Consider the following 11,045-nt stretch of genomic DNA (forward strand, 5'->3'; position numbering starts at 1 on the left):
AGAGTTTTATTCGGCCAGTACAGTGCTGTTCTGGATAGGGGTATGAGAGATCTTAGGCGATCAAGTAGCCTGTAATGTTATTTATCGGTTCAGAGTCTCTTATGGTTATTGATAGGATTTGTTATTGGGTAGACATTTTTAGAAGCCACTCCCGTAAAGCTGATACAGTAGGAGACTGGTCTTGATGAGGGGTTATATGTAGAGAGTAGTCATATTTTAGTGCATCTACTTTTAATGGGGTGAAAGGTATAACTAATGATCCGTTTGCAATTTCATCTTCAACGAGACAAGAGGGTACCAACGCAATTCCAATTCCAGCGGATGCGGCTTGGAGTACATGGGAAGTCATTTCGAATTGAGGCCCAAGACGAATATTGGTTGTTGAAAGGTCATGGACAGCAAACCATTGAAACCAATCATCGGGCCTTGTTGATACTTGTAAAAGCGTGTGTAATCCAGCATCAGATGGTGTGTTAAAAGGTACCCTTTCGAGTAGTGCAGGACTGACTACTGGTACTAAATAATCCTTGACTAGGTGGTACGATGTCATTCCTGGCCAAGCTCGACCACCACCACTTATAGCAGAGTCTATTCCTTCTAATTCCATATTAAATTGGCGTACTTTTGCATGTATGTGAACAAGAATGTTGGGGTGCTCAATATAGAAATCAGCCAAACGTGGCATTAACCATTTTGCAGCGAAGGTTGGTAAGCAGGCAAGGTTAATTGATGTTGCTGTAGTCTTATAGGTATTTAAATTTTGTGACGCATTGCGTATTCGTTGAAGTCCACTGCTCACTTCTCGCATGTACATTGCACCCGCATCATTCAATTGTAATTGTTTTCCGTTTCGGACAAATAATTCAACTTCCAGTAAATCTTCCAATGATTGTATGTGCCTGCTTACAACGCTTTGTGTGAGAGAAAGCTCTTTGGCTGCTAGCGTAAAGCTAAGGTTCCTTGCAGATGCTTCAAAAGCTAATAGCCAAGGCATGGAGGGGGTAAGTCGGCGCTGGTTTGTTGATTTATTAGTCATATATGTACTCTATAGACCTCTGTCTCAATTTTAGAATTTTAGGAAGTTTAAATGTAGTGACTTAAATGTACAATTACTGAAACGCCAGATTTATGCCTTAAATAAAATAGGTATGAATTAAAATAAGATAGCGAAATAGCTTCGTGTAAACAATCCACTTTTATTAAATAGCCTCAACGTAACTCATGACCTATTTCGGGATTTTATAAAACCCATCTCCTGCGTCATATGGTGACGCATGCTTTTCACGACTACTCTTTTATTTTCTGTTTCGTCTGTTAGTATCAAAAAGTCAACTGATTGATTTTTGTATTTTAATGGTGGATTACACATGGCTGAAATGAACTTAGGTGAAGTGGTATGTAAGGTGGATCTTGAAATTGAAGGGATAGCTTTTTATGAGAAAGAAGGTGGTGTGCTTGTCTCTGCGATGGACAGTAGTGGTAATGAAGCTGTTAAACTTATCAGTAAACTATTGGGGGATATTTCGTTTATAGCCAATAGTAACGGTCTCCTGAAGTTAGAAAAAAAACAAGCAGGCTTCAAACTAAAAAAAGATTGTTTCTCAATTCTAATATTTCCTAAATACTTTAAGATTTTGTATTTTTTCGATGATAAAAACAGAGACTTATTTAGTACTGTGCGAAAAATTGTATGTGATGTTATGGATACATCGTTCAAATATTACGGTAAATGCTTTGATACTATTAATAATGCAAAAACTAAGCTAGACAACTCAGTTTATGATATTGCAGGCGAAAACTGCGTTAAACAAATTGCGAGTTCAGTTGCAACTATACGTGAGCTATCTAAAGGCAAAGAAATTACTGTCGAAATTGATGATTATCAACCTATTATCATTAATACAGAAACTGTTCCACACAAGTTAATTAGTAAAATTGATGATAAGCCGCATAATTTAGAACAATACGAAATTATAGCAGTAGATAAGAAAAAGAGCGAAACTATGGTGTTGCCGTATACGGGTAAGGGCAGCAAAAAAATAACATTATCCCATGATCAATTCTGTTTGTTTCGAAAGGAATATGGTTTTGGTTTGTTGCCTGAAGGTCCTTTTTTCGACTTTAAAGTTAAGCAGATTACAGGAGGGAAATACAATTTACTTAGTTTTAACGTATTTGAAAGTCCGCAAAATCAGTTAGGACTTTGAGTATGATTTCTCAATTACTGAGTAATTGGCCTGAAGAGGGTGTGTCATTTGATCAAAAGAGGGCCGCGCTTCGTTTTTTTGTCCGAGGTTTACGTGCTGTTAAATACAAGCAAAATATAGAAGAGCCACTATTAAGCGTAGATGCTTTATTCCAGGAAAGCGTCTCGGCTGAAATTGATTTACATCTGCTGAAAACAAACGTCACAGGAAAATTTGAATCTAGAGCTGTGTCTACTTTAGCAACTATTGATGTTGCTACTTACTATTCAGTTGAGCTGAGTAGGGTTCCATTATTAATGCAATCCGCTGTATTTATTTCACTATTTTCCCACAACAATTCACCTCGCGATAGTGTAACTATTATGGAGGCAGCTGGAAATATTCGACGTTTGATCACGTCTAGTAGATTAATGATATCTGAAGTTCCTGATGGCTTGGATTTGTTGGAAACATTGGAATATGTTGTACATTTGAACATCAAAAGAAATGCAGTCTCGTTTGTTTTTTTTAAACTTGTTAAACAAGGCTGGTCGGTTTTTACTCAGTTAAAAAGTGATGTCCGTGCTGACATCATCCCACCGCGAAGAAAGCGACATCACAAGCCTCAGATTCAAACGCAGCCAATACCCTTTTCTGGTAATGAATTAACGATAGAGGAACCCGAAGAGAGCCAACACATTGAACTAGATGAAAGCTCTGTATTTCCAGTTCGTGCTGCACAGCGAGATTTATTTCGTAATAAAATCATTGAAACCAGAGAGCAGTTTGGTCTGCTGCTTTGCCCAGTTCGTTTATCATCTCTCGAAGTGCAAGGTGTTCGGAAATGGTTGAGTTCAGCGTCTGGCTCAATATCATCTGTATTAGCATCATTAGTGATGCTCACTGCGTTGAAAGAGCATGAAATTTTGGGGCTGCATGTTACTAATTTAACGACTGAAGTAGAGCCTCTAATGAGTGATGGAGCTGTGTATGGTGTGGTTGATCTTCAAGCACATGTCTACTGGCGTAGAGAGCTTGATGTCCAAAACCGCTTTAGTCCTTCAGAAGAAAACTTACCTTGGTTAAATAATCATCAGCAATGGTTAGCTTTACCCATCCCTGAGCTTTTTATTGGAATTATATCTGGGGTAGTGCTCCATTCAGATCAATGTACAGTTGAGACATGGTTGGATCTCAGTAATGAAAAACAAGCAAAGGAGTTTCTTAATCATGCCTGTAGAGAAATTCGAGAAATAGGGCAATTACAAAGGCCTATTAGTAGAAGGGAGCTTCGTTACTGGCTATTTGCTTGTGTTGCAGATCGGTTCGGACAACATGTTGCGTCGTTAATTTTTGCAAATAACAGTTTTTCTAACTCGACAAGGCACTACTACATGGCTGCGAGTGCAGAAGATCTTCAGCGGCTCTTTGTACAAGCCATCAACCCATTTACACCAGTTGATATGTCCAGTGCCCGAGATGTTGATCAAGCAGGGATGGTAGGATCTCGTCTATCTATTTCAGTGGCTCGTTTTAAACAACGATTAGCAAGTAAGGTGAGCGCTTTAAATGAATTGTTGCTGACAGTTAAAACGGAAAAAGACCTTGAACAGCTAAGATATATTTATAATTTGATCGCAGCTTATACAGTGACCATGTTCGCGTGTGCTACTAGTCATCGACGACACAATTCAATTTTTATTGAACACTCTTGTTGGAACTATGATTATTCACAGGTTCTTGTTGCTGATAAGATTTTCTTCGGTGAAAGTGCCGTTCGAATTATACCCGTTCCAGAAATGTTATCCTCACAAATCAGAAATTCTAAGGGGTGGGTTGAGCAAATTATTAAGCGCTTAATAGCTATACGACATCCTTTTTCTGAAATATTGATTGCGTCTTTATCCCGCAGAGGCAATACCCCTTTTCTTGGTGTTTGGGTGGGTGAGAATACGTTGACTACAGCTGGAACTTCGCAAATTTCAATGTGCTTAGGTGACGATTGGACACTTCCCCAAAATTGTATGCGACAGCTTTCTTATCAAGCCATGTTTCAGCAACCCCAATCATCTCAATATTTAGATCATCAAATGGGGCATGTTTCATCCGCTCTTAATTCTTTTCAGAACACATCGTTAAGAAGCTTGCATGATGATGAGAAGAATTCACATCGAGACTTTATTGGGAATAGTTTAAACGAACTTGGTTTTGTGAATTTGAGGCGTACCAAATTTAGTGGCATTGCAAAGCTTGATGCCACTTATTTTTTGCCAGAAACAATCAACGGTAATGACACTATAACGACTAAACAATTAGCGACAACCGCTCTAACTAGTGTTATGGCAGAGGTGAAAGCTACTAATAAATCAGTATATGAGCTTCTTGATGAAAAGCTTGCTGATCAACCATTTATACATGAAGAAGCGTTGAAACAATTAGAAGCCTTAATGATCGATGAGAATGGCAATCAGTTAGATGATGAAACCTTTGAGCGTTTACTCAAAGGTGTATATTTCAAGAGCCCAAAAGTTGAAACGGTTTTTCCTTATAGAATGCACATGGCTGAGCATAGTCACCAAATTCTGTATGCTCAATTTATTGAGCTAGTTGCAGCTCTGTTTAATCAATATGAAGGTCTAGATAATGACTATTTAAAGTCGATATTATTAATATCTCTCATATTTGATGGGGAAAATACAGTCGCTGATTTTTTAAAAATAAAGACTGAGAAATCCTTAATCATTGAAAATATTTCCTATAAGAACCATTATTTAACTGGCGATATTGAGAAGAAGCCTATCATCTTTTCAGGCATTAGTAGTGTGCTATTGATTCTATTGTTGAATAAATCGGATTCAAGAAGTGTAAAGTTCAACATTGCACAACTTGATAAATGTCTTATCCTTCTAACTGGCCGAAAGCGTCAAAGCATTGCTGGAAATCTCCTAAACCTAATGCGTGACTTTGTTAATGTAGCTTTGCGCGAGCTTCAAGCTAATACCTGGAGTCTGGTTGGCTTGCTTAAACACATTAGTATTAATCCTCGACCAGGTGAAACTGGGGTTCTATTCGGGCTACGTCAAGGTACGGTTAAAACGAAACACTTATCTTTTCATGCCTTGATGCGTTTGATATCACCAATACAGTTTTTTACGCTTAACAGTACTCAGGAGCTAGCCTCTGTCCAAGAGAGGGCATTGGAAAAACGATCCTATAAAACGACTAAGGACAAATCGTTTTACAAAGCGTTTTTTAAAGAGTTACCGCAAGCACTTGATGAAGCAGATAACAATGCAAAGATGGGCATAAGAAGCTATTGGAATCATTTGATTAAAGATGGCAAGTCACGATCATCTGTTAGCGAGTTGGTAAATGACTCCAATTCGCTGCCTGAAATAATAGTATTGATTCTGTCCTGGCTACTTGAAGCGGCTTCTAGACATGGGCAGCGCGATACTGGGTTGCAGATATCGACAATAAAAACATATTTATCTACGATTGGTCCTGCGTTGTGTGAGCTATGCTCGAATACATCATTACTATCATTAGACTACGACGACCTTATTGATGTTTATCAAGGTGTGATTGACATGGGAGAGCCGACTCACACGCAATCCAGATCAAAACGTTTGATGGACTTTCATAAACAATGCCGACGATATTTTCCATTTCCCAAAGTAGATTGGCAAGATCTGGATGTGCCATTAGTCGATGAAGCAATTACTCGAAATATCATCACGCATGTGGAATACGAAAGGGCGTTTAATCTTCTAGAAAATGACCAATATCTAACCCCATCAGAGCAAGAATCTTGTCTTGCTGTTCTCATTATTAGTTATCGACTAATGACAAGACGTGGAGAAACTCGACGTCTAAGAGTAAACGACTGGTGTGTGCAAAGTGGTCTGTGTTCGGTGCGTAGTAATGTTTTTGGTAGTACCAAGACGGTTAAGGGGAATAGACGAATTCCTTACACTGTCTTAATGACAACAGATGAGCAAGAGCGAATTCACGGGTTCATTGAGAAAGCAAAGACGCAAAATGGCAATTCTCCATTATTTTGTGATTCATTGTTTCCAAACCGTATTCGAAGTATGGATAAAACATTCAATCGAGTAACAGAGGCCCTTCAACTGGCAACAGGTGATAAAAGTACGCGTCTTTATGATTGCAGGCATACGGGTATAAACTTTATTTCAACAGCATTGCAATTAAGTGATAGCCAGACAGATCCGATTGCCTTATCCATCAAGCGATGGTTGCCATGCGGTACTTTTGCAGAGTTTCAAGAGAGTTTTCGCCAAGCGACTATAGGCAACCCATCAACACGTCATGCCTTGTTACCAGCGTTGGCAATGATGGTCGGTCACAGTTCAGCGACAACCACCATCAGTAACTATATTCACCTGACTCATTATTGGAGATGGCTTGCGATAGAGCGAGAACTTAGATCTCTGAAAACCTTAGATAGCGGCTTACAAGCTCTTGTTAAAATGCCTAAAGCACAATTTTTCCGACAGAAAAACAAAACAGGTTTATCTGCTGCTTATTGCATACTCGAAGATTTAATAACAAAGGGCGCCACAGCAAATCTTATTAGTGAAGAGGGAAGCCACTTTCCAGAACTAGAGTTAAGTGATATTGCGCAAGATACTCTTACTGCGAGGCTGGTATCGATCAAAGACATTGAGCGGTCACTTAGAGTGCTGGAATACCTCAATGTGACCTCAGGTAGTAACGGTATTGATCTGAATGGTGAACAGGCCCAGTATGTGATTGAAAAGTCTGATTTAGAAACCAGCTTTGTGAGTCGTGTTTGGCAAGCCTATCAAGACACGTTAGAGAAAGATGTTGGCTATCGGGCTTTTTCCATTCCAGCTCGCCTCAATAATGTCGTGTTGCCTGATGCCTATCGTCCAAAAGCCGCTGAAGCATACCTATCTGACCCTGATTTTTGGGGACCCATAAAAGTATTACTTTCTCTTGATCAAACTACATTAAACCGTTTTTTATCCCTATGGGGGCACGCTTGGGATGCCTCAGACCGAGTGTGTAAAGTACCCGAAAATAAACGAGCGGAGTGGCAAGCTATTTTGGGGCGATTATCTTGGTATCCAGAGTTCAAGCCACAATCAGAGGTGAGAAGGCATCAGCATGGTATTCTAGTGAAATGTCATGAGTTAAGACTGCTAAGCAAGAATAGAGAAGAAGAGGGGGTGAGTATGTTGAAGCTAAGTCATGCCTTGTTCTTAATGACGTTACAGCAGAAGCTAGCATTGAGTTAATGTAACGTTAAAAAGACGGCTTGCTCATTGAAAGGAACAATAGCTTTCTTTGCTCATCTTTTCTGGATTAAACTTTATGAATGAGTGGAGGTATCTCGATATGATGAACACTTGGTTAGAAAGAAAACTTGAAGAAAGCTTCCTTTGTTTACTGCTATTGTCTCTTCCTGCTGCTTTCGCGGTTGGCTACTGTATTTTTTAAAGAAAATAATGTGATCGGAAGAGTTTTTAGGCGCCGCGAGGCGCCCACAGCAAAGCTGTGTTTGCTCTAATGTAGAAGGCAGTGCCCGAAGTGTTCCAAGGGGGAGATGCAGGGATGGCGCAGGTTACTGATAGAGATAATTTAGCTGGCGATAAAAGGCTATAGACTGCTTTGGGTTATCAATAAAAGACATTATCAAGTAATATACCTGTATTTTTTTCGCAAGGTAAAGTAGTTGCTATCCAGCGTTCATGCATCTTACTTTGCTTAGAACAAGTACCCCGTTTAGAACAAGGCGAAACACCGCCAATGGAGAAAATCCAGCTCATGGAACCGACAGAAGTAAACGCAGCATCGGCTAAACCTGTAAAAACCCCTTCAGCAAAAAAGAAACCCACTAAGAAAAAACCAAGCAAAGGCTTTGAAGAAACCTTATGGGATACCGCGAACCAATTGCGCGGCAGTGTTGAATCCTCCGAATACAAGCATGTTGTATTGAGTTTAGTGTTCCTTAAATTCATCAGTGATAAATTCGAAGCCCGTCGCCAACAAATGATGGACGACGGTCAAGAAGCCTTTATCGAGATGAAAGAGTTTTACCAGCAAGACAACATCTTCTATTTGCCCGAAGAAACGCGCTGGTCTTATGTAAAAGTGCGTGCCAAGCAAGACGATATCGCGGTGATTATTGATTCCGCCTTAGCCACCATAGAAAAGAACAACCCAAGTTTAAAAGGCGCACTGCCAGACAATTACTTCTCTCGCCAAAACTTGGAAGTAAAAAAGCTTGCGTCCCTTATCGACAGCATTGAAAACATCGACACCCTCGCCAACGAATGCGACACCACAGAAGAAGACCTAGTGGGTCGAGTGTACGAATACTTTTTGGGTAAATTTGCTGCCACAGAAGGCAAGGGCGGCGGCGAATTCTACACGCCAAAGTCTGTGGTGACCCTATTGGCACAAATGCTCGAACCCTACCAAGGCACAGTGTATGACCCTTGTTGTGGTTCTGGCGGTATGTTTGTGCAATCTTTGAAATTCGTCAAAGAGCACGAAGGCCGCAGTAAAGACATCGCCATTTATGGGCAAGAACTTACCTCGACCACCTACAAACTGGCGAAGATGAACTTGGCGATTCGTGGCTTGTCGGGCAACTTGGGTGAAAAGCCCGCAGACACCTTTTTCTCCGATCAGCACCCTGACTTAAAAGCCGATTACATCATGGCGAATCCGCCATTTAATCTAAAAGACTGGCGCAGCGAATCGGAACTTACAGACGATCCACGATTTGCAGGCTACCGTACGCCGCCAACGGGCAATGCCAACTATGGTTGGATATTACACATGCTCTCGAAACTCAGCGAAACCGGCACCGCAGGGTTTGTACTGGCGAACGGCTCCATGAGTTCGAACACGTCAGGGGAAGGGGAGATACGCCAGCAGCTAGTGGAAAACGACCGCGTAGAATGCATGATCGCTTTGCCGGGGCAGTTGTTTTACACCACACAAATTCCTGTTTGCTTGTGGGTTATCAGCAAAGACAAAACTGCGAACGCAAGCAAAGGTTTCCGCAACCGCGAAACCGAAACCCTATTCATCGACGCCCGTGAAATGGGCTCCATGATCAGCCGTGTACACAAAGACCTCACTGTGGATGATCTCGCGAAAATCGCCGACACCTTCCACGCCTGGCGCAGCAGCGATGAAGCCTTGAAACAACGCGTGGCAAGCGGCGACTGCAAAATCAGTGAATACCAAGACCTTGCAGGCTTCTGCAAATCCGCCACCATAGAAGACATCAAAACCAACGACTATGTACTCACACCGGGCCGTTACGTGGGCGCTGCTGAGATTGAAGACGACGGCATTCCCTTTGAAGTGAAAATGCGCGAACTCAGCCAAACCCTTTATAGCCAAATGAAGCAAGCGGAAGAGCTTGATAAAGCCATTCGCAAGAATTTAGAGGGGCTGGGTTATGGAGAGTGAGTGGCCGTTACAACCATTAGATAGTTTAGTCACGATTCATGACTCAAAAAGAAAACCTATAAAAAAATCAGAGAGAAAAGCTGGTCCTTATCCTTATTACGGTGCATCAGATATAGCAGATTATGTTGATAGTTATGCCTTTGATGGGCTTTATCTTCTTCTCTCTGAAGATGGTGATAACTTAAGAACTAGGAATACCCCAATTGCATTTACGGCAAGCGGTAAATTTTGGGTTAATAATCACGCTCATGTATTACAAGGATCTGATGATTTAGATACCATTTTTTTATGTTATGCATTGCAGTATGCAGAAATAGATAGCTATATTTCTGGTTCGACGAGACCTAAAATCACTCAGACAGACTTAAAAAAAATTCCTGTTAGAGCTCCTAGTATGAAAGTTAGGCATGCAATTGCGGAATTTGTATATGACTTTGATAACAAAATCTCCCTTAACCGCCAAATCAATCAAACCCTAGAACAAATGGCGCAGGCCTTGTTTAAATCGTGGTTTGTGGATTTTGATCCTGTGATCGACAACGCTTTAGATGCAGGCAACCCCATTCCAGACGCCTTGGCCGAACGTGCCGCATGTCGCCAAGACGCTCGCGCCAGCGATGACTTTCAACCTTTACCAGATGATGTACGACAACTTTTCCCCAGTGAATTCGAAGAGAGTGAACTTGGGTGGATTCCGAAAGGGTGGAATGATGTAACGCTTCATGATTTAGTCGAATCAAAGTCTGTTACTTATCCTCTTAAAAGTGTTAAGGAAGTTGTGTTCTTAAATACTGGAGATATTGAAAATGGCCAATTTTTACACAGAAATATCTCTAAAGTAGACGGTTTACCAGGGCAAGCAAAAAAATCCATTAAGGAAAAAGATATTTTGTTTAGTGAAATACGCCCAAAAAATAAACGCTTTGCCTTTGTTGATTTTAATTCAGAGCAGTATGTTGTTTCTACAAAATTAATGGTTTTAAGAGCTAAAGCTGGAATCGAACCAGAGCTGCCATATTTCTTACTGACATTAGAAAAAACAACAGATGAGCTTCAGCGTATTGCAGAATTACGATCAGGTACCTTTCCACAAATAACATTTTCTGAACTGGCGTTTATTAATTTTAGCCTGCCATCAAACATGGCTTTAATTGAGAAGTTTGTTTCTCAAACATTAAAGCCTTTTTATAGGAGAGTATCTCAGTTAGCAGTCGAAAATAGTTCGTTAGAGTCACTTCGTGACACCTTACTCCCCAAACTCATTTCCGGTGAGTTACGTTTGGATTCTGTCGAAGTTGAACAGGCCAAAAGCCTGCTTGATGGTGAGTAAAACGAGACAGTCAATGGGCAATACAACGCCAAATATAGAAGACTATTTGGTGT

The 11,045-nt window shown here is 40.7% G+C and carries 5 protein-coding genes; 4 read left to right on the forward strand and 1 reads right to left on the reverse strand.

What is annotated here, in order from left to right; translation table 11 throughout:
* Positions 1 to 121: 121 nt before the first annotated feature.
* A complete protein-coding gene (locus E0D71_RS11035) occupies positions 122 to 1,036 on the reverse strand; it encodes a LysR substrate-binding domain-containing protein (protein WP_133003373.1) in 915 nt (304 codons plus the stop codon).
* Positions 1,037 to 1,367: 331 nt separating this feature from the next.
* Here E0D71_RS11035 and E0D71_RS11040 point away from each other — a divergent pair, with 331 nt between their 5' ends.
* The 4 genes from E0D71_RS11040 to E0D71_RS11055 all read left to right on the forward strand — a co-directional run bounded on the left by E0D71_RS11040 (position 1,368) and on the right by E0D71_RS11055 (position 10,992).
* Positions 1,368 to 2,207 carry a hypothetical protein gene (locus tag E0D71_RS11040; protein WP_133003374.1) on the forward strand — a complete coding sequence of 280 codons (840 nt, stop codon included), beginning with the start codon at positions 1,368 to 1,370 and terminating at the stop codon, positions 2,205 to 2,207.
* A 2-nt stretch (positions 2,208 to 2,209) separates the two neighbouring features.
* Positions 2,210 to 7,471 carry a hypothetical protein gene (locus E0D71_RS11045; RefSeq protein ID WP_133003375.1) on the forward strand — a complete coding sequence of 1,754 codons (5,262 nt, stop codon included), beginning with the start codon at positions 2,210 to 2,212 and terminating at the stop codon, positions 7,469 to 7,471.
* A 529-nt stretch (positions 7,472 to 8,000) separates the two neighbouring features.
* Complete coding sequence (locus tag E0D71_RS11050) at positions 8,001 to 9,662, forward strand: class I SAM-dependent DNA methyltransferase (protein ID WP_133003376.1); 1,662 nt, start codon at positions 8,001 to 8,003, stop codon at positions 9,660 to 9,662.
* The gene (locus tag E0D71_RS11055; RefSeq protein ID WP_133003377.1) at positions 9,652 to 10,992 is read left to right on the forward strand and encodes a restriction endonuclease subunit S; all 1,341 of its coding nucleotides are present in this window, start codon (positions 9,652 to 9,654) and stop codon (positions 10,990 to 10,992) included. Before E0D71_RS11050 ends, E0D71_RS11055 begins: the two co-directional genes overlap by 11 nt.
* Positions 10,993 to 11,045: the final 53 nt, after the last annotated feature.

It is taken from the genome of Marinomonas sp. KMM3893 (assembly GCF_004352855.1).
In the GTDB taxonomy this organism is placed as follows: Bacteria; Pseudomonadota; Gammaproteobacteria; order Pseudomonadales; family Marinomonadaceae; genus Marinomonas; species Marinomonas arenicola.

What these genes read in the sequence shown, in the direction of transcription:
- E0D71_RS11045 (WP_133003375.1), top strand. Translation starts at nt 2,210, where the DNA reads ATGATTTCTCAATTACTGAGTAATTGGCCTGAAGAGGGTGTGTCATTT.
- E0D71_RS11040 (WP_133003374.1), top strand. Translation starts at nt 1,368, where the DNA reads ATGGCTGAAATGAACTTAGGTGAAGTGGTATGTAAGGTGGATCTTGAA.
- E0D71_RS11050 (WP_133003376.1), top strand. Translation starts at nt 8,001, where the DNA reads ATGGAACCGACAGAAGTAAACGCAGCATCGGCTAAACCTGTAAAAACC.
- E0D71_RS11055 (WP_133003377.1), top strand. Translation starts at nt 9,652, where the DNA reads ATGGAGAGTGAGTGGCCGTTACAACCATTAGATAGTTTAGTCACGATT.
- E0D71_RS11035 (WP_133003373.1), bottom strand. Translation starts at nt 1,036, where the DNA reads ATGACTAATAAATCAACAAACCAGCGCCGACTTACCCCCTCCATGCCT.